The organism is Candidatus Poribacteria bacterium (assembly GCA_026706025.1).
Taxonomy (GTDB): Bacteria; Poribacteria; WGA-4E; order WGA-4E; family WGA-3G; genus WGA-3G.
Genome location: JAPOZO010000013.1, coordinates 12,638 through 32,570, shown reverse-complemented (window position 1 = coordinate 32,570; position 19,933 = coordinate 12,638). Strand labels below are relative to the sequence as shown.

Genomic DNA, 19,933 nt, shown 5'->3' with positions numbered 1-19,933 from the left:
AAAGTTTGCGCTACAAATACGGAATTCACGTTAACTATAGTGTTTCAACTTGAGAACAGTTTCCTTTGCCTAACATTCCCGACCAGATGGCGCGTTGCGGCTCCGTGCTATCCGTTTTTTTCGTGATGGTAACGTCAATAGGCCCCGGTTCCAATGGCGGATTTTCAGATGGATCTCCCCCTAATGTGATAGGTAGGGTGACATTTTCACCCTCTCGTTCAACGGTTAGCTCAACGACATCACCAGGTTTCCAATCTTTGGCAACTTTTCTGATGTCATCAAAAAATTTCACCGGTGTGCCGTTGATGCCTATCAAGTTGTCATCATCCTGATACTGCGGGGATTGGTGGATGAACATGCCCCCTCCTGTTGAACCACCGATTGACTTGATTTGAAGCATCTGAAAAAGAATGTATCCAAGGCTCGGAAGTTTTTCGCCAAATGCTATCTCGACATCGATACCCGCATTCGTGAAATATTCCGCCAGCGGCAAACGTTCCGTTCCTGAAACATACTTTTTGAAGAACAATTCAAGATCTTCATCTGCAATTTGGCTGACAATTCTGATGACATCATTCATTGTGTATTCATTTCTGGTGAGTCCAAATTCCCGATACATCTGCTTCATTACATCGTCTAAACTGTTCCGGTTTTGTGTGTGCTTGCGGATTTGCAAGTCCAAAGCAGCAGCAATTAGGCTTCCACCGTCATAGACAAGTCCTCTGTTCGGCATCTTGTTTTCGCCTGCCTCTCGGATAGAGAGTTCACCCTGTTTAGACAGATACAATTCGCACTTGCGTTCAAGGTCCTTGAGAAACTCCTCTTCAGAAATTACGCTAAGACGCACGCAGCTAATTTTTGAAGCGTACTCGGTGAACCCTTCGCTAAACCAGTATTCCTGTTCACTAAAATTGATAGCTTTTCCATTCCAGATATGGCAAATTTCATGTGCTACGAGCGGTGTCCATGATTGTCTGTTGCCTGTATCTAATGTTCCGTCCATCAGAACGCTGATGCTGCGACCAGATACGCCGCCCCCGCTGTATATATCACAAGGATTCGCCACAAACAACATACGATCCTTTGGGGTACCGCCGAAAATTCCCGAATATGTATGCAGAAGTGATTTAACTGTTCTTTGAACTTCATCCATAGATGCTTTGAAGTGTCCACCCAAAGCGAGCAGCACCTCTGTCCCTTCAGATTCCGCCATTCTCTCGGAATGCTTTCCAAGCACAAGATACGCATACATCAAATCGTTTTGGTCTGTTATAGCAAAACGATACCTTTCGTTTCCAATACGATTCCAAGGGGTCGAGACGTGCCAGTCATCTGGAACATCAACACGCAGTTCAATATCCACCACTTCACCGACGATAAACAGCGCATATCCGGGACAGAACATACAGTCTTCTTGAACGTACGGTGCTTCATCCCTACCGAATGCCCACTCCCGTTCATCATGATTCAGCAACACTTTGTAACGCAACGTCACAGGTAAATCATTCTCGACTTCAACCATCCATTGCGTTTTTCCAATCTCTGTGACTGGTATCTTTTTTCCCTTAGACCCGGTAGCCGTTAGATCTCGGAGATACCTACCATATCCATCGTACATACCATCAGTACCAAAGTGGCTCATAGATAAGAGCAACGGCTTTCGGCCCGTTTTAGCACGATTGTCTGTCTTCGGCGTTAGTACACACGCAACATTTGCCACGCGCCGTTCATTGGCATCTATTTTAACCTCATATCTCGCCGATGCAAGTTCCATCGGAGTATCAAGATTCTCAGGTTCACTAAAATTTCGGATGACGCGCCACTCTTCAATGGCAGCCTCGTCCCGATAATCGTTTTGCCATTTATAGGTCCATACATTGCCAATTTGCAAAGGGAGGTATTCTTGGTCTTCAACAGGAATCTTGTATTCAAGCAATTCGGCTTCTGTAACGACCCCGTTGGAATGTTCATATCTCAATTTAACAAGGCCAACACCCTCGGCAAACCATAGATAACGGGTGCCGTTCAAAAGCGCGTTTCGCAGCTCAGCCTTCGTATCCTGTACATCAGCGTCAGTGAAGAAAGTTTTATGCTTTAGGCAGTTCGAGAACGTGCCTGCTGAGACTTCTACAGGTTCATAACCCTCCAAACTACTTTTCGTCTGCATACGCCAGTGCCCTTTTTCTTTCCAAGTTTGCCCGATATCCAGCGGAAATTTGAAGAGGTCGATTTCATAGTGGCTCATGTAGTATAGCAACATATACCTCGGCGATGGATCACCACTACCGTGTCCTGCTGTACCGTAGTCGATGGATGTCAAAGCCCTATCGGTCTTCTTAAGGGTGAAATTCCCTTCTGCCAAATGATTCCCGCTTTCTGTAGCAGCACTGGCACTTAAAACAATGTTGCGTTCGGATTTATCTGTTTTTTTCATCAATTTCCTCCTTTATCGCCCACAATACTCGACCAGATGGCGCGTTGTAGGTCTGTGCTATCCATATTTTTCGTGATAGTAACATCAAGGGGTCCTGGTTCCAGTGGTGGTTTTTTCGAGGTGTCACCTGATAGTGTGATGGGCAGGATAATTTCTTTGCCTTCCCTTTTAAGGGTTAAGGCTACGGCATCACCGGATTTCCAATCTTTGGCAACCTCTCTGATGTCGTCAAATGTTTTCACCGGTGTGCCGTTGATGCCTATCAATTCGTCGTCATCCTGATACTGTGATGAATGATGGATGAACATACCTCGTCCTGTTGGACCGCCAAGCGATTTGATTTGAAGCATCTCAAAAAGGATATAATTGAGACTCGGAAGTCTCTCGCCAAAGGCTATCTCGGTATTCATACCTGCCGCTTTAAGATATTGCTCTAATGGCAGTCGCTCTGTCCTTTGCACATATTTGCTGAAGAAGGGTTTAAAATCTTTACCTGCAATCTGACTAACGATCCTGATGACATCGTTTATCGTATAGGTAACGTCGGTAAGACCGAATTCCCGATACATCTGCTTCATCACATCGTCCAAGCTGCTTCGGTTTTGTGTAAGTGTGCGAATTTGCAAGTCCAAAGCCGCAGCGATTAAACTGCCGCCGTCATAGACAAGTTCTCGGTTGGCGGATTTGTCTTCCCCTGCCTCGCGAATAGAAAGTTCACCCTGTCGAGATAGATACGATTCCCACCCGCGTTCAAAACTTCTGAGAAAATCGCTTTCAGAAGTAAATCCAAGGCGGACAGAGACAATATCTGAATAATATCCCGTGAAACCCGCGCTAAACCAATATTCTTGTCCTCTAAAATTGATAGCCTGAGTCCCAACCCAGAGAGAGGAAACCATGTATCCGACAAGCGGTAACCAAAAACGTCTGCTCGCTTTATCTAACTCGCCGCCGACGTGCACGCTGATGCTGCGTCCAGATGCCCCACCACCGGGATATCCTTTTTCGCCATACGGGTTGGCAACAAAAAGTATCTTACCTGTTGGGGTAGCATCAAATACATCTGAATACCCGTGCAGGAGGGACTCGATGGTAGGTTGGACCTCATCAATAGATGCTTTAAAACGTCCGCCGGTTGCAATCACGACCTCTGCCTCTCCCAATTTTGCCACACGTTTACTGTATTCACCAAGCACGAGATACGCGAACATCAGGTCGTCCTGATCCTCACATACGAAATGATGTTCATCCGACGCAATCTGCTCCCAAGGTGTTGAGACATGCCAGTTATCCGGCACGTCGACTTTTAGTTGAAGATCCTTGACTTCACCGACGATAAACAGCGCATATCCCGGCAAGAAAATGCAATCCTCTTGGACGTATGGTGCCTCATTCCGCCCAAAGGGCCAATCCCGCTCATCGTGATTTATTAACACTTTGTATTGCAGGGTTAAAGGTGATGTGCTTTCTACCTCGACAACCCATTGTGTTTTACCAATTTCCTCTATTAGTAATGTTTCACCGTTTACATCGGTAACCGTTAAATCTTGAAGATACCGGGCATATCCATCGTACAACCATTCTGTTCCAAAACGAGTCATGGACAAGAGCAACGACTTTCGGTCCCCTTTCGGACCCCTATCTGCTTTTGGTGTTAGGACACACTTGACATGTGCGACCCGCGGTTCATCGTCACTTATTTTCACCTCATATCTCGCCGAGGCAAGTGCCAAGGGGTTATCAAGATTTTTGGGGTGACTAAAATTCCTGGTGACGTGCCAACTTTCAATAATCGCCGCGTCGTTATAATCGTTGTGCCATTTGTATGTCCACTGCGTGCCTATTTGGGATGGGAAATATTCTTCATCCGCAAGGGGTGTTTCATATTCAAGTAATTCTGCTTCTGTAATGACACCATTAGAATGCTCATAACGCATCTTCACGAGTCCAACGCCTTTAGCGAACCACAGATAGCGCGTGCCGTTTAGGTATGCGTTTCCCTCTTCAGCGTCGGGTTCTTCTACGTCAGCGTCTGTGAACACAGTTATATGCTTCAGGCACGATGGAAAGGTTCCTGCTGAGACCTTGACTGTTTCATGCGCTTCCAAAGTTATCATTGCTTTAGATTTATGAGGACCCTCCGGCTCCCAACGATTCCCAATACCCAAAGGAAATTTAAAGAGATCTATCGCATTAGGGTGGATAATATAGTGCAGCAACATATACATTGGCAGTGGGTAGTCGCCATGGAGCCCCATCGTGCGGGAGCCGGTAGACGTGAAAACCTTATCAGTTTGCGTGAGTTCAAAACCGCCTTCTGCCAAGTGTTCTCCGCTTTCTGTTGTCGCGTTCGCTTGGATACTAATGTATCGCGGTTCATTTTTAAATAAATTTGGACCCAAGTTTTCTCGCAGCATCGACTCCTCCTGCTCCAGTCGCTTCCGCGCCCGATATAGCCGACTTTTTACTGTGTTCAAAGATACATCCAAACGCTCACTCACTTCTTCACAGGTTAAGCCGTTGAAATAGTGCAGGACCATCACAGAACGTTCAGATTCTGGCAGCTTTCGGAGGAGGCGTTCTACAACTTCACGTAACCCATCTGCTGACGCTTGCGTCTGTTTTTCGTCAAGATATTTCGTATAGGATACCGTTTCTAACTCAGCTTTAGGCATTGTATCTAAGGACTGCATCGTAATCGGCTTTCGCCGCAGCCACTCAATGCACTGACGCTTTGCTATCACATATAGCCATCCCAAAAAACGGTTGGGATCCCTCAAGGTAGGCAGCGATTTAAGAGCTTGAATGAAGGTGTCTTGTGTGATTTCTTGTGCCGCGTGGAAATCACCAATCTCACGCCATGCGAGTGAATGAATCCACTTCCGGTGCCTTTCCACCAGAGTCGTGAACGCAGCCTCATCACCTGCCAAGATGCGATGAATCAGGTCAACATCTTCGTTTTTCATGCGATCCTCCAAAGTCGTTTGATAGTAAGTTTCGGAAACCTGTGAGTTTCGCCGAAATGCCTCATGACGTTATGTCGTATTTTAAGGGAGGAAAGGTTGCATAAAATGCATTTTTATGCAAAATTTTTTCGTTGACGGGAAAATGGGGATGTATCTCAATGAATGGCGCGCTTAGCGAAAACTTAACAAATTTGCGGGTAGCCCGGTGATGCCTTTGATGTAACGGTAGCGGATGAGTTCCCTACGGATGTCTGCCTCTGCGGAGTTGCTATCATGGTGGTTTTAAGGGGTCAAGTTTTTTGGAGATTTCGGAGTTCTTGAAGTGGATCGGTTTGAGTTCTTATTTTTCGCTTACCCAATCTACGCTGACGATCTTCTACTTATCGTTTGCCATCTTTAACCGGTAAGGCATATACACCTCGGCGAATCCTGACAATCTCCCCAGTCTCCACAAGACGGGTGAGTTCATGTTGTATTGCCTCTGGATGTCCGTCAATGGCTGAAGTCAGTTCGGCTGTTTTTTTCTCGCCATCAGTAAGAAGGGAAAGAATTTGCTGACGGAAAGGGACACGTGGGATATTCCCGCCTCTAAGTCTTTGCAACACGCGGTTCGCCTGTCTTTCGGAGCAACCTAAGACCCGTTGAACTTCTTCGCGACTGGACTCAGCCGTTAGATTCTCACGCTCCTGTTCAAAGCGTTCGCGTATCGCTATCGCCTCAGGGAGTTTATCTAATCCACCGGCAATCTCAAAATCTTCCCAGTCAAAGATGGAAGTTTCAGGTCTATCGGTAATGTTCGGAAGTGGCAATCCGGTAATCAACACAATCCGTCTATCCGTCAATCGATCCAACTCAGCCTGCACAATAACCTCTGTGAGGGCATAAACAGCCTCTTCTTCGTAAATACTTTGGAGCCGTAGGTCTTTGTAGGTTCCCGACTCTATTTCGTCTTCGTAAGAGAGCGGTTTTTCATCGTTCCCAAATAACATCTGGGCGCGCTGCCAAATAGCCATCGTCGGTCGTCGCGGTGTTCCAACGACCCAAACGACATCTGCTGCTTCAGAAAGCGTGTCTGACATGCTCATCTTTTCGAAATCATCTACGAAGGAGACGTTCCTTTTCTTTGCGATGTCGTCCAAGCGTCTGGCAATATCTTTATTGGTTACAATTCCGTGTTTAACGTCCAAATCCGCCTCAAGTTCGGCGTGGATCCCGCGAAGAAAACGTCGTCCTGTTTCGGAGACACCTACATTACTCCAGTTGTGGTAGTCGAGGATGGTTTCTGATGGGTAGACGCCTGTGCGTATCTGAAAAACTCGGTTCCCTGGACTCCATGGTATGGGGTCAGTCCAGTAGGACTCAAGGTTTTCATCGGGGAACACTCTGTGAAGATGTTGCTCTGAGAATACGGAGGATACCAACAAAAGACGTTTGACGCTTGCGTGGAGCACAGGTGGCACCCAAAACCGCAGAACTTCACCATCCCAGCGGATCGGTGCATCTGTGTCTCGCGTGTAATGCGCGAAGAAACGCTTGAGTTGGTGCCAAAATGTCCAGTTTTGCTCCCGACAGACGGTTGGAAACGCTTGAATGCTTTCTACAGTTTCCGTATCCAAAATACCTAACGCAATCGCTTGCGTCATCGGCATCACAACTTTCAGGTCTTCATTAAGTGGAACAGATTGCGGAAAGACGCTGAGTCCTTTTGCCCTGAGTTTGTCTGCGGCGTTACTGTCTAAGGGGATGTAGGCGGAGGCACCACCTTCAAACTCGATGCTAAAGCGTGCCAATGGTTTTCCGGTATCAGCGTCAACGATCCGATGTGCTACTGCTCTGCCACGCACTCTAACTTGACACATCTGCTGGATAAGTGTTTCCTCTTGCCACTCAAAGGTCTGCATCACCGCGCGCACACCTTTGACGGCATCGCCGTAAAGTTTGCCCTTAATTTCCAAAGCACTCAGCAATGTTTTGGCGAAGTTCCCTAAGGCACAACCCTGCCAGTGAGTAGCCCATTCCTCCATAGTGTTTTTTGAGAGTTTACATTCGAGGAATAACTTATGTGTGCGCTCTTGGTTGAGAACACAAAGTCGTTCGGTTTCACCTTCTGGTTTGAGAATCTGTTCTACCAATTCGGTATATTGGGGATCAAAAAACAGTTGCGGGATCGTTAACATTTGTACTTTTGCTTGTTGTAATGCAGCAAATTGGGATAAGTATCCACGCTGCTGACATTCGGCATAGACGGGGCACTGTGGACAGATACTTTCATTGGGGTTCCCGCCCTTTTCCTCAAGCGCGGTGCACCGTTCTGAGTCTTCACAGACATTTCCGCGTTGAAAGGGTGTTTTTATACGCGCCTCAATAGGGATATCTTTTACTTCTTGCCAGAGGTGTGTTCGAGGTTTCCAGTAAACCACCGATGGCATATTCTGCTCTCGAAAGTATTTTTCCGCGCTTTCTGCGAATTTAGCCTCCGGCGTATTGACGGAAATTACGCCGCCACTGAGGAAATACGAGTCTTCTGACTGTTTGTCCCATGGACCTGTCCCTGTAATAACGCCAAGAATACGTACGCCGCGGTCGAAAATGCTTTCTATCTGAAACACATCCCTTTGGAGTATTTCATCGTTTTCGGTGTTATCATGTTGTCCTAATACCGGCGGGGGACGTTTGATCGCCAGCGGGCTGAGTTCATCTTCGCGTACCTGCTTCACTTTCACGGGGGTAGGGGTGCTTGTAGCATCTATCGGGGACGGAATACCTGTATCGTCCCAAACATCTGTGATTGGCGTAGATTGCGTCGGCAGCCCTATGTCAGGTGTAAATGCGCGGACCCATACGACACCATCTCTTTCTGATAGTAATGCGTCTTCACTGCCAACATCGCTTTCAGGTTGCGTCCAGTAGTAAAGACCATCTTCTTGTCGGACATAAGAAAATCCACACCGCAAGAACGCCTCTCTGGCAAGATCAAGGTGCTCTGAACCGAGCGATAGCGGCACACGGCTGACAATCTGTTTCGCTTCTGTGTCATCAGGGGCAGGGTCATGAAGTTTCGCACGGAGGGCATCAATAGGCGCGAATAGGACTTCTTTGGCAACGACCGGTGGGGCTAATAGGTCACCAATCAGAATCTCATAGCGTGCATCCCAGCGTGTGTGCCCTTTTTCGCCAAATATTTCAAGATACACGTCGCGTTGGTACGTATTTTCTGGTGTCGGAGTGTCTTTATAGATATACAACTTCGCTGCTTCGGTATTCGGGTGGAGATAATCCTGGACTCTACAGGAGAAGCGGAGTCCACCGGATTTTCCTAATGTTAGAAGCGGGTTGTTAACAATATTGACGAGTGCCTCAATACAAGCGACAACGGCCTCTGGTGCAGCACAGATCACCTCATACTTGAAGTGCAGATCGTGCCATCGCGCCCCATTGCGTTCCGAAGGAACGCCTGTATACAGTTGAATACCCCACGAGGCATCCCATCGTTTAATGCCCCAATCCGTTATGCCTTGGCGTTTCAAGAATCGCTTGCCCTTAAAATCTCCAGGGCCCCGATCATGCCAAGGGGCGTGTCCCATAGGCATGATTGAGATATCGGCTTGCTCCAGGTCATGAAGCATGACAGGGTAGCGGTGCGCACAGTAAACTGTGTACTGGCGCGGATGATCCTTTGTATACATTGCCGGTGTTGCCACTGTCTTGCGTTGTCGAAGAGGCTTTTCATGCCGTTGATGACAGCGCTGAACAATGTTTTTCAGGGAATCCATCGCCATTGGGAGCCTCCTAAACTAAATTGTAAAACCTATTCTCGCACTGACGAATACTACTATTATTAACCTATATTATATCAAAGTTTATCTCTCTAATTCAAGTTTTTCAGGGAAAAGAGAGGTGGAAAGCCATACATATTCAGATAGAAAAGATCATAGTTGTGCAATTTTACATGGCTTTCTGAGTTTAATAGACGTTTTTTTCGCAAGTTAAGCAATTTTTCTGCAAATTTAATTTGACTTATCAATCAGGATAAAGTATAATTTACTGATATTAGGACGATTTATTATAAAATACGCAAATTATTAAAATTGTCCTAATATCATTTATGTTAACTGAGTTGTGTTCTCGCTGTGATAGAAACTCTCTATTCATCGTATCGTAAAGCCTATTTGTTTATCTGTTACAGCTACTTCTAAGTGCGATAAGGCACAGTGTTCAAAATAAATTGTGTAAACGGAGGAAATAGGTATATGGTATCTGTTTTCAACAGATTTTCAGTGGCTTTGACGATTTTTATCTGTAGTGTCGTTCCCCTTTTTACAGGTTGTGATGAGGCGCGCGTTGGAGAAACGCTAACGACAATAGACCTATTTTTTCTGTAGGCAATCCTCGGTTGCAACTATGGTGAATTGTAGGAATAAGTAGCCACTTACCAGTAGTTTGATCTCTTCGTGAAGCCTCCAAAGTTCCCTACCCTCTGATAGGGGGATATGGGACGTTGGGGATTAGGGGATAGGGGATTTAGGGGTTAATCCCCTACCCCCTTTATAAGGGGAGATTATGGGGCGCGGGTTAGCGGTTGCCTAGGCATTGAGGGTGTCTCAGTCACTATAAAATCTAACATATATTGACCTGTCTACGTTTACAAGGAGTTGAAATTGAAAAGATTTTACATTTTTTTTCTTGTTTTTATCGCGCTTGCATCCATAAATGGGTGTGACGGTAGGATTAAACTTCCGCAGCTAATAATACCCCAAGACGATAATGTCGAACCCCCGTTTGGTGATTTTCAGACCCCTTTTGAAATGCTACCTTCTGATCTGAGTGCCACATTTGCACGCGGTGAAGCGGCATTTATGAAAGTCTTCACAGTGGAAGAAGGCTTAGGACCTATTTTTAATCAGGCGGGATGTGTCAGTTGCCATCCCGGAAATGGGCGCGGTATGCCAGACCTATCGCTCATCCGATTTAGCATGGGACATAATCTCATACCTGATATGGGGGGCCCCCAACTTCAAGACAAAGCCATCCCTGGTGTACCTTACGAGACACTTCCGATGGGTGTGGATAAATCGACACGTCTGCCGCCACCGGTTTTCGGAATGGGACTTATCGAAAATATACCTGTTGAGACTATCTTATCCTACGCCGATGAAGCCGATACTGATGGCGATGGTATTTCTGGCAGACCGCACTGGGTAGCTGCCCCGGATTTTGTGCCGACTACGGAGATTGGTAGTGGACCGGCAGAACAACTTGGGAGGTTCGGACGCAAGGCATCCGTCTCGTCGTTAGTTCAGCAGACTGCGACAGCATTCCAGCAAGACATGGGTGTTACCAACAGTTTTCTACAAGAGGAGCCTTCCGATACAGGTGACACTGTTCTGGACCCAGAGATTGGCAGTTCAACGGTCCTGGATATTGTAGTCTTCATGCGGTTGCTTGCGCCGCCACCCCGTGGTGAGATCACAGAAGAAGTCAAAAGGGGAGATGCGATTTTCAACAGGATTGGGTGTGCTTCTTGCCACGTTCCAACAATGCAAACGGGCCCCTCTCCGATTGCGGCTTTGAACAAGATAGATATCCACGCTTACTCTGATTTCCTTTTGCATGATATGGGTGAGGAGTTAGCGGATAACCGTCCTGATGGTGATGCTACGGGGACAGAATGGCGGACACCACCGCTCTGGGGAACGCGATTGGTCGCAGAATTCTTGGGCGGCACACCTTTTTTCCTTCACGATGGTCGCGCAACGACGCTTGAAGGGGCCATCCGCGCACACGGTGGTGAGGCACAGAACGCAAAGGAAGCGTTCTTCAATCTCTCTGAGGCACAGCAACAGGCAGTCATCACCTTCCTTGAGTCACTTTAGCAATGATTAGAGAAGCCCACTCATGACGCAAATAATCAGCAGCATTGGGGGTATATATATACTGTGAAAATCACCGTATCTGAAAAAGAAGAAGTCCTTATTTTTCGGTTGGAGGGTAGGGTGATCTCTCCAAGTATCAAAAAGGTTTTGGAAACTGTGGAGGAAACACTCACCCGACATGCCTCATCTCCAAGACTTGTGTTTGACTTTAGAAAAGTAACTCAAATAGATGGTGCTGGGCTCGGTACGCTCATGAAAATCCATGTTAGGATCTTCCCGCGTGGGGGGAAAATTGCAGCAATTAATATGAACAAACATATCCGAAACGTCGTTGTCAGAACGCGAGTCATCGCCATTCTTGAATGTTTTAAAAGTGAAGACGATGCCGTTAGTGCCTTATTACAGTACCACTAACGAGATCTGGTCTAACTTCAGGTTTAGGCGCGCTGCTAAGGCGCGCCTACAATTATAATGACCATATTGATGTTGGACTAATAATCAGCGATGGAGCCATCTGCCAATCGGCTGTTGGGCCATGTGAAGCGTCTACCCTGATCCTGTCCGACTTCAATAACCTTTGCCTCATCTACAACAACACCTAAACCCGGTCCTTCAGGCAGCGAAACGTAACCTTCCTCATCCATCTCCCATGTTTTATGGGCAACTCCCGCTGGAAGAACGTTCTCATAGCCTTCGTGGATAAGGAAAAACGGCACGGCAGCTGACAAGTGGAAACTCGCGGTCAGACCGAGATAGGACATCGTGCAGTGCGGTGCGATCGGTACGTGATGCGCCTCCGCGAGTGCAGCGACCTTCTTAACCTGTGTGATGCCGCCGCCGTGTCCACAATCCGGTTGAAGAATATCAATCACCTGCGCTTCAAGGATTTCGCGGACCTCCCATATTGTGCGGTCGCGTTCTCCAGTCGCCAGCGGCACGGGGACGGATTCTCGGATTTTCCGCATCACCTCAATATTGCCTGGCACCCATGCCTCCTCAAGGAAAAGTAGGTCATCAGGCTTCAGGTAACTCGCGAATTGTTTGACGATAGGCGGCGGTAGGCAACTGTGTGCATCAAACATCACCGCGCCATCGGAACCGACCTTTTCCCGCGCATCATGCACGCGTTCAACCATGTCAGCAATCTCATCAGGAGTGCCTGCGAATGGTTTAGAACCTCCGGGTCCCGTTTTAATTGCTTTCGGACTCGGATATTTCCAAATCTTATCGCGGCAGGGACCACCAAGTAGTCGGTACACCGGCACACCCCAAAGCTTCCCAGCAATATCCCACAATGCCATGTCAATAGCCGAGATGGTATGGACCATCAATCCGCCGCCTCGGATATTGCGATGCGCACGAAACAGTCGTTGCCAGTGGTGCTCAATCCGCGTCGGGTTTTCGCCGATAATCATTTCGGATAAGGATCGTGCCAATTCGCAGGTGACAGTTGTCTCCATATTATTGATCTCACCCCACCCCGTAACACCCATATTCGTTTCAATCTTGACGTAGGCTTTCACACCCATTGGAAAAGCCTCAAGGTTTGTCACCCGAATCTGGGAACCTTTATCTTCATAATCTGCCATCTGATAATTCCTCTCTTTTGATGGAGTCTACAAGTCTATATTTGCTGTATAGTTTGCAACGTTTCCATAGGTTTGTCAAGGAAAACGATTTGACAAAAACAACGAAGGAGTGATAGAATAGTGCAACAGGATTTCAAACGGTTGGTTTGCAAACTACGCCAAGATAAGGAGACGAACAGATGGCAAATCAGACATATCGCGTCGGAATCATCGGTTGTGGCGGGATGGGCAGGTCTCACTCCAGGGCATGGGGTAACAATCCCAGGGCAGAAGTCGTCGCAGCGATGGACATCTTTGAAGAAGCAGCGCAACGCGTCTCAGACGAGTACGATGTCCCTGCTATTTACACCGACGTTGATGAGATGTTGGGAAAAGAAGATTTGGATATCGTCAGTATCACAACATGGCAAGGCCCGCGGGCGGAAGCCACTGTCGCGGCAGCGAAGGCAGGCGTAAAGGGGATTATCGGTGAGAAACCTATGGCTGCCTCACTCGGACAAGCTGACGCTATGCTTGATGCTTGCCAAGGGAACGATGTCAAACTTATCATCGGCCACCAAGGCAGATATTCCGCCGCAAATATAGAGGCACGTAGGCTCGTCGCTGCAGGGGCGATTGGTGAACCGACAACGCTCCACCACAGTGCAAAAAAACACGCGGGACTGCTCAATACAGGCACGCACGCGATCGACGGTTGGCGATTCACTTTGTCCGACCCTGAAACTTTATGGGTGATCGGGCAGACATCCCGTACGACTGACCGGTGGGAACGCCGTACGATTTGTGAAGACCTCTGTATGGGGTTAGTCTGCTTTGAAGGTGGCGCGCGGGGGATCTATGAAGGCGACTTACCGGATCCGCCCGTCTCAATGCCTAAAATTGCTGGTACAGAGGGGCAAATTCGCAACGGACCTGACGGGACACTTCTCCTCCAAAACGGAGATGCCCAGGGATGGCAGACCATTACACCGCCACCAGAACCTAAGAACCAGTTTCAGGAACTGATCGAGTGGATTGAGGGCGATATCTCTGACCATCGCGGCAGTGGCGTGCAGGCGCGTTACACGCTTGAAATCATGTTGGCTATCTACGAATCCTTGCGCATCAAGGATGTCGTCAACATGCCGATGGAAACCAAAGAATTGCCGCTCGAACTCATGGTTAACGATGGCACGCTGCCTGTTCTCGAAGAGGGACGCTATGATCTGCGCGCGCCGTTTGAAGGGCAAACGCGGAAGCGGTAATCTGTAGTTTTCAGTTCTCAGTTGTCAGTTATCGGTGGGGATAGTATTCGGTTATTGTAAGGTGTTTTATGCAGATTACGCTTTCAAGGACTGATGACCTTTCCGCTGGTAACTGAAATGGGAAAGGAGCGAATGGATGGAGAAGAGGGGTAGACGCTCATTTTTAGAAATTGCGACTGCGTTTATCGGTGGAATACTCGGCCTTGCTGCCGGTATTCCGCTTATCGGTTTCGCGATTTCACCGGCTTTCAAAAAAGGCGAATCGAAATGGGTCGATTTGGGTCTCGCTGACCGACTCAAAAACAGCCATTTTAAAAAGGTGGACTATACCTTCACGGCAAAAGACGGCTGGGTCAAAGCAACGAAAAAACGTTCCGTCTATGTAACTGATACCGGTAACGGAGAGTGGAGCGTCTTTTCGCGAACCTGTTCACATCTCGGTTGCCTCGTCCGGTGGGATGGACAGAAAGAATCGTTTCTCTGTCCCTGTCACGGCGCAATATTCGATAAGACGGGTGCTGTTATTGCCGGTCCACCACCAGAACCGTTGCAGAAACTCGAAACCAAGGTTGAAGCGGGTATTCTATACGTAAAGGAAACATAGTTTCTTTTTACGATTGGGTTTTCGCTCCAATTTTTCAGCCTCTTCCCAGTAACGGGTGGGACCCTTGTCGAAATCGGGTTTCTGACAAATTTGGAGTCTTTTTTCGCTAATTAACTGAAATGTGGTGGTGTTTGACGAGGTTTTCACGCGTTGACAACCCTGAAACCTTCAAGGGATCGAGGCATGACTATAAAACAATTTCTGAACGAACGTCTCCCGTTAGGGGAGTTCTCCGCACATCTGCGCAAACCGCTGCCGAAACACATCAACCTGCTTTTCTCACTCGGCAGTTTGGCAATGTTTCTGCTCCTATTGCAAGCAGTGACAGGCGCATTTCTCGCATTCTACTACTCGCCTTCACCCGAACATGCGCATAACGCGGTAACCTATATCAGCACAGAGGTCCCGTTCGGCGCGTTCGTGCGCGGTTTGCACCATTGGGGTGCAAGCGCGATGGTCATCATCGTTGTTCTACATCTGCTTCGTGTCGTGCTCTACAGTTCATACAAAGCCCCGCGAGAACTGACTTGGATATTCGGTGTGCTTCTTCTCTTGATTGTCCTCGGTTTCGGATTCACAGGCTACCTGCTTCCGTGGGATGAAAAGGCGTATTGGGCAACAGTCGTCGGTGTGGAAATCGCCAGCACTGCACCCGGATTAGGTGATTTTGTTGCTAAGGTGATGCGCGGCGGTGCAGAAATCGGAGCGGTGACGCTGTCGAGGTTTTACGCACTCCACACAATCTGGCTACCTTGGTTAGCGTTCGGGTTGGTCGGTGTGCATCTCTTCTTCGTCAGATATTACGGTTCTTCAGGCACACCAAAAAATACACCAGAGGAGATGAAAACCGGAAAACCGTTTTATCCGCATCAGGTATTTGAAGATGTTGTCGGCATGTTGATTCTTTTTATAGTTCTTGCGGTTGTGGCGTTGTTCGTTCCTGTTCCGCTCGAAGATGTCGCTGATCCGACGAATGCGGATTATGATCCGCGTCCTGAATGGTATTTCCTGTTCCTATTCCAACTCCTGAAGTATTTCCAAGGTCCCTTTGAAGTTATCGGAACGTTTATAATTCCGACGGTCGGCATGCTGCTACTCCTATTCCTCCCCTTCTTGGACAGAAGCGAGCGGGCTGTCCTCTGGAAACGTCCAATTGCGCTGACGGTCACAAGTGTCAGCGTTATAGGGATTGTGGTTTTGACGATCCTCGGTGGCACTTCAAAGAAACTTGAAACACAAGAAACCGCGCAACCCACAGAGGCAATTCAAGGAACTGCAACACCGGATACGGAAACAGAACAGGCCGAAGAAGGAGAAGAGGTGTTTGACTTCCAACTCACAGAGGAAGAGATTGAAGACGCAGTAGAAGTGGAAGCATCGCAATAACTCTCTTGATGCGTTTGCAGCTTTATGAAAAACCGAAATCTGGAAGCACAATTCACCCTTTTTCCGGTAGATAACGAATTTGAAGTCCCAAAAGAGGAAACGACCTCTGACGGGGCAGAGTTGGTTTCATTCCGAGAGTTAGTCCCCGAAATCAATGATACGGGGTACCTGACACACGCTATTTATGCCTATCCCGCGAAATTCATCCCACAGATCGTCCGTTACGCAATCAATACCTATACAAAGGAAGGAGATTGGATTGTCGATCCGTTCTCGGGTTCAGGAACAGTCGGTGTTGAGGCGTATTTGTGCAAACGCAACGCTGTTTTACTCGACTTGAACTTTCTTTTAAATCATATCATGCCCCTCAAGGTTTATCGTGGTAAAGAGAGATTGCACGAAGCAGATTTGTTCAAACTGTTAGGGACGATCCGAGAGAGTAATCACCAATTCATACCTGCTTGGTCGAATGTTGCCTACTGGTACCCACCTGAAATCTTAGAGGTTTTATCACACTATTGGGGTTTCATCAACCATACAGATGACGGAATCTATGCCCCTATTATTAAATCTGCATTGTTGAAGGTGAGCAAACGCTTTTCCTATACGGAAGATAGGACACCTAAACTCGCCAGATCCAAGCGCAAGCTGCAGGCTATAGAGGCGTTGCTTAAGGAAAATTGGAGAGAACAATTAGATGAGATGCTTCAGAGCCTCTCCTTGAAAACGTTAAGAAACCTCAACGACTTCGTGGTATATACACAGCAGCACCATCTTGAAGATTCTGGACAAGTTGAATTTCATGGAGGGGTTGATTCGTCGAATGTCGCTGTGCCGCGAGTATGTGATGCCCTCATAACGTCGCCGCCTTATCTGCAGGCACAGGAATATATCCGATCCACGAAGATGGAACTGTTTTGGTTAGGACACACCGAGGGAGAGGTACAAGCGTTATCGCGGCTTGAAATCCCGTATCGGAAGGCAGATCGGATAATTCAGACGGAAACATTGGATAAAATTCGGGGGATACTCACGCGGGATGACCTCCAAAAACGGTTGGATTCCTATTTTTGCCATACAGTCAACGCGCTTGAAAATTCGATGCGTCAATTGAAACTGAACGCGGCAGCTTGTATCTTTGTGGGTAATCCACGGATTGACGGTATAGTTGTCGAAATATGGCGGATATTGGCGGAGTATTTCACGGAACGTGGATTCGCGTTTGAAAAGGTCTATGAGGATAGGATTAAAACGCGGAAGTTATTCGGGGCGCGGAAGAATAAGAACCCGGACGGGATGAGATCAGAATTCTTGCTGATCTTGAGAAAGAACGCTATCTATTAAACAGCTGCTCCGCATCGCGGATCTCTTCTTCAAGATGCGGAAGTCCCTTTGCCCGATCCAAAAACGTCTCCAGATAGCGGCGCATCATGAGCGGATCGCCATTTTTTTTATAGGCGTGTGCGAGGCGATAATAAGCCTCCGCATCGCTGTCGTCAAGAGATAGCCCTTTTTCGTAGGATTGGATCGCGCGGAGGAACTGTCCGTTTTCCTCGTAAGCGAGTCCGATGTTGAAATAGACATCCGCGTCGCCCGCTTCGATTTCAAGTGCTGACTCATAATACTTAATGGCATCCTCATACATATTGCGGTTAAGGTAAGCATCGGCGAGGTTGTAATAGGCATCAACAAAGGTTGGCTCCGATTCAATTGCGCTGCTGTAGGCTGCGAGTGCCTCCTCAAACCGATCTGTCATATTGTAGGCGTAGCCGAGATTGTTATAGAAGACCGGGTTTTCCGGCGACAACTCCAATGCAGCTTGAAACATCTCAATCGCAAGGATAAACAGACGGAGATCGGTATAAACCAAACCGAGATTGTTATAGGCATGTTCGTGTTTGTCATCAAGCGCGATGGCGTTTTGGAAGGATTCTATCGCTTTCTCGGACTCACCTAATTCACGATAGATTTTACCGAGTTCAAGGTGTCCTTCCGCATCTGTCGGGTTGAGTGCTTGTCCCATTCTTAGTTTTAGGGCATCCCGTTGCAGCTCGCGCTTCTGTTGCTGCTCCGGATCCGGAGGCGTACATCCAAACAGCCCGCTTACTAAAAGCGCGATTAATATTACGGTGAAATGCCTGACATGAAAAAGGAAAATAAGAACGTACTTATTCACGGAAACGTCCCAACTTAATCAGAAACCGATGATCAGCACAACGTGCTGGTCATAGCAAGAGGTGATAGTTAAAAAAATGATTATTGATACACATACACATTTCTACGATCCAACGCGACCTGAAGGTGTACCCTGGCCCAACCCTAACGACGAAGTCCTTTACAGACGGGTGATGCCGGAAGATTTCAAAGCCCTCGCTGTCCCCGAAGGCGCGACGGGTACAGTCGTCGTGGAGGCAAGTAAGTGGCTTGAGGATAACCAGTGGATTCTTGACCTTGCCGCAGATGAGCCTTTTATTGTCGGGTTTGTTGGACACTTGGAACCCGACGACGCGGATTTTGAAGATAACCTGAACCAGTTCTCCGCAAATCCACTTTTTCGCGGGATACGTCTCGGCGGCGGACACTTACAAGCCATCGGCGAAACTACTTTTATGGCGAATATTGAGAAGTTAGCAGCGAAAGAACTCACCTTGGATCTGCTGATTAATCCCGAAATGCTATCAACGCTGCCAGCATTGGTCGAACATACACCGGAGATGCGCATTGTCATCAACCATATTGCGGGGGTGCGTATATCAGAAGAGCCACCCGACGCGGGATGGGTCTCCGCAATCAATGAAGTGGCGCGCTATCCAAACATCTATTGCAAGGTCTCAGGCTTGGTAGAACACACCGGACAAACGCCAGCACCGACGGATGTTGCCTACTACACGCCAACTATTGATGTCCTATGGGACGCGTTTGGCGAGGATAGACTCATCTATGGAAGCAACTGGCCCGTCTCGGAACGTTTCGCGCCGTATAAAGTCGTGCAACAGATTGTGGACGACTATTTCAGCGCGAAAGGCGATGCTATCAAGGCGAAGTACTTCTGGCAGAATGCCAAGGCAGCGTACAAATTATCTGTGTAGTGGCTATCAGCCATCGAAAACCTTTGAAGGTTTGTAAAGTGTTCTAAAGTTCGTAAAGATGACAACTTCCCAACTTTAGCACACTTTTTACTTGCTAACTTTCCAGACAGAAACTGAGGGTTGATGGCTCTTACGCTACCCAACGCATAAACTCACCTGCTGGTTGCCGTTTCGGTTCTTTAATTTCTTCGGGATAACCGGTATAGAAGAAGCCGATGATGTACTCTTGCGATGAATCAATGTCCAGCAGCTGATACGTCTGTTCTTCCATGGTGATTCTACCGGTGCTCCACTGCATCCCAACGCCGGCATCCCATGCGGCGAGTTGGACGTTCTGCATTGCACAGCAGGCGGCGGCATAATCTTCCCGTTGACGTTGTTCGTCGCCGTCTTGGACGCAGGACACTGCAATAATTGTCGGCTTGGACATGAACTTCTCGTAAGCCAGTTCACCGATTTTGGCGAGATTTTCGGCATCAACGTGGTCGGGTGTATCCTCTATCTTAATTTCGCGGTAGCGGTCTGCAAGGATTAGTTTTGTTTCCTTGCCAATCACTGTAAACCGCCAAGGTTCGGTGACATGATGATTCGGTGCCCATATTCCGAAACTGAAAACCTGTTCGATGACATCGTTCGGTACGGGTTCCGGTTTGAACTTGAAAATAGTGCGTCGTGAAAGAATCGCGTCTTTAACATCCATTATGTTGCATCCTCCTTATGAAATTGAATTATACCGTATTGTGCCGTT

Annotated in this window: 13 protein-coding genes; 7 read left to right on the top strand and 6 right to left on the bottom strand. The window is 47.7% G+C overall.

Translation table 11 applies throughout. The features are described 5' to 3' along the window. Window positions 1-34: 34 nt before the first annotated feature. From OXH00_03305 to OXH00_03295, 3 genes are all read right to left on the bottom strand, one after another. Window positions 35-2,434: a M1 family aminopeptidase gene (locus OXH00_03305; protein MCY3740029.1), complete on the bottom strand. Its 2,400-nt coding sequence runs from the start codon at window positions 2,432-2,434 to the stop codon at window positions 35-37. Continuing rightward, window positions 2,434-5,400: a sigma-70 family RNA polymerase sigma factor gene (locus OXH00_03300; GenBank protein MCY3740028.1), complete on the bottom strand. Its 2,967-nt coding sequence runs from the start codon at window positions 5,398-5,400 to the stop codon at window positions 2,434-2,436. The genes OXH00_03305 and OXH00_03300 overlap by 1 nt, the downstream gene beginning before the upstream one ends. 380 nt (window positions 5,401-5,780) lie before the next feature. Then, window positions 5,781-9,179 (bottom strand): type IV toxin-antitoxin system AbiEi family antitoxin domain-containing protein, encoded by a 3,399-nt coding sequence (locus tag OXH00_03295; GenBank protein MCY3740027.1) that lies wholly within the window; start codon window positions 9,177-9,179, stop codon window positions 5,781-5,783. An 879-nt stretch (window positions 9,180-10,058) separates the two neighbouring features. On the opposite strand from OXH00_03295, the gene OXH00_03290 reads away from it, so the two are divergent. Together OXH00_03290 and OXH00_03285 are read left to right on the top strand one after the other, a co-directional pair. Continuing rightward, window positions 10,059-11,273, top strand: a complete 1,215-nt coding sequence (locus OXH00_03290) for a thiol oxidoreductase (protein MCY3740026.1) — start codon at window positions 10,059-10,061, stop codon at window positions 11,271-11,273. Window positions 11,274-11,336: 63 nt separating this feature from the next. Continuing rightward, a complete protein-coding gene (locus OXH00_03285; GenBank protein MCY3740025.1) occupies window positions 11,337-11,687 on the top strand; it encodes an STAS domain-containing protein in 351 nt (116 codons plus the stop codon). Window positions 11,688-11,764: 77 nt separating this feature from the next. On the opposite strand, the gene OXH00_03280 is transcribed toward OXH00_03285, so the two are convergent. Further along, window positions 11,765-12,862, bottom strand: coding sequence for a mandelate racemase/muconate lactonizing enzyme family protein (locus OXH00_03280; GenBank protein MCY3740024.1), 1,098 nt, complete (start codon window positions 12,860-12,862; stop codon window positions 11,765-11,767). 179 nt (window positions 12,863-13,041) lie between these two features. Between OXH00_03280 and OXH00_03275 the strand changes: the two genes are divergently transcribed. The 4 genes from OXH00_03275 (at window position 13,042) to OXH00_03260 (ending at window position 17,440) form a co-directional block, all read left to right on the top strand. Continuing rightward, window positions 13,042-14,106: a Gfo/Idh/MocA family oxidoreductase gene (locus OXH00_03275; protein ID MCY3740023.1), complete on the top strand. Its 1,065-nt coding sequence runs from the start codon at window positions 13,042-13,044 to the stop codon at window positions 14,104-14,106. Window positions 14,107-14,242: 136 nt separating this feature from the next. Continuing rightward, entirely contained in the window at window positions 14,243-14,710 is a 468-nt protein-coding gene (locus tag OXH00_03270) for a ubiquinol-cytochrome c reductase iron-sulfur subunit (protein MCY3740022.1), read from the top strand. A 183-nt stretch (window positions 14,711-14,893) separates the two neighbouring features. Beyond that, window positions 14,894-16,096: a cytochrome bc complex cytochrome b subunit gene (locus OXH00_03265; protein ID MCY3740021.1), complete on the top strand. Its 1,203-nt coding sequence runs from the start codon at window positions 14,894-14,896 to the stop codon at window positions 16,094-16,096. A gap of 24 nt (window positions 16,097-16,120) precedes the next feature. Beyond that, a complete protein-coding gene (locus OXH00_03260) occupies window positions 16,121-17,440 on the top strand; it encodes a DNA methyltransferase (GenBank protein ID MCY3740020.1) in 1,320 nt (439 codons plus the stop codon). Here OXH00_03260 and OXH00_03255 read toward each other — a convergent pair. Continuing rightward, a complete protein-coding gene (locus tag OXH00_03255) occupies window positions 17,430-18,272 on the bottom strand; it encodes a tetratricopeptide repeat protein (GenBank protein ID MCY3740019.1) in 843 nt (280 codons plus the stop codon). The genes OXH00_03260 and OXH00_03255 overlap by 11 nt on opposite strands. 76 nt (window positions 18,273-18,348) lie before the next feature. On the opposite strand from OXH00_03255, the gene OXH00_03250 reads away from it, so the two are divergent. Next, window positions 18,349-19,185 carry an amidohydrolase family protein gene (locus tag OXH00_03250; protein MCY3740018.1) on the top strand — a complete coding sequence of 279 codons (837 nt, stop codon included), beginning with the start codon at window positions 18,349-18,351 and terminating at the stop codon, window positions 19,183-19,185. Between the two features lie 130 nt (window positions 19,186-19,315). On the opposite strand, the gene OXH00_03245 is transcribed toward OXH00_03250, so the two are convergent. Next, on the bottom strand, window positions 19,316-19,885 hold the full coding sequence (locus tag OXH00_03245) for a nitroreductase (GenBank protein ID MCY3740017.1): 570 nt from the start codon (window positions 19,883-19,885) through the stop codon (window positions 19,316-19,318). Window positions 19,886-19,933: the final 48 nt, after the last annotated feature.

Coding starts and splice junctions, on each gene's coding strand:
- OXH00_03295 (MCY3740027.1), bottom strand. CDS start 9,179: ATGGCGATGGATTCCCTGAAAAACATTGTTCAGCGCTGTCATCAACGG.
- OXH00_03270 (MCY3740022.1), top strand. CDS start 14,243: ATGGAGAAGAGGGGTAGACGCTCATTTTTAGAAATTGCGACTGCGTTT.
- OXH00_03265 (MCY3740021.1), top strand. CDS start 14,894: ATGACTATAAAACAATTTCTGAACGAACGTCTCCCGTTAGGGGAGTTC.
- OXH00_03260 (MCY3740020.1), top strand. CDS start 16,121: ATGAAAAACCGAAATCTGGAAGCACAATTCACCCTTTTTCCGGTAGAT.
- OXH00_03305 (MCY3740029.1), bottom strand. CDS start 2,434: ATGAAAAAAACAGATAAATCCGAACGCAACATTGTTTTAAGTGCCAGT.
- OXH00_03275 (MCY3740023.1), top strand. CDS start 13,042: ATGGCAAATCAGACATATCGCGTCGGAATCATCGGTTGTGGCGGGATG.
- OXH00_03280 (MCY3740024.1), bottom strand. CDS start 12,862: ATGGCAGATTATGAAGATAAAGGTTCCCAGATTCGGGTGACAAACCTT.
- OXH00_03300 (MCY3740028.1), bottom strand. CDS start 5,400: ATGAAAAACGAAGATGTTGACCTGATTCATCGCATCTTGGCAGGTGAT.
- OXH00_03245 (MCY3740017.1), bottom strand. CDS start 19,885: ATGGATGTTAAAGACGCGATTCTTTCACGACGCACTATTTTCAAGTTC.
- OXH00_03250 (MCY3740018.1), top strand. CDS start 18,349: ATGATTATTGATACACATACACATTTCTACGATCCAACGCGACCTGAA.